This window comes from Chryseobacterium sp. SIMBA_029 (assembly GCF_046535275.1).
Lineage (GTDB): Bacteria > Bacteroidota > Bacteroidia > Flavobacteriales > Weeksellaceae > Chryseobacterium.
On the sequence record NZ_JAWRXA010000207.1, the window covers coordinates 1 to 280 of the forward strand.

General features: G+C 60.4%; 1 pseudogene. It reads left to right on the forward strand.

Going from position 1 to position 280, the window contains the following annotated elements:
* A pseudogene (locus SB679_RS23845) lies at positions 1-280 on the forward strand (site-specific integrase); the annotation flags it as partial.

A 280-nucleotide genomic window follows, 5' to 3' on the forward strand; every position in this document is an offset into this window, starting at 1 on the left:
CGGTATCCATGGCAGTGGACGTTGGGCGACGCGGACGATTTTTTCTCTCATGCGCGTGCTGTGCGAAATCTGTCCCATGGGACGGTCCGGTCTTACCAAGGTGCGGTGAAGTTGTTTTGCGACTATGCCTGCAGCCCGCACTATGACTGGTGTGAGCAGAGTGCGAGGCTCTTTGGTCAGGTCTTTGCCCAGGTGGTAACCGAGCTGAACCGGGTGACGCACGCGCAGCCCACCGAAGCCCGTCCTGCCAAGCGGCCATTTAGCCAGCGTGAGCTGCAGG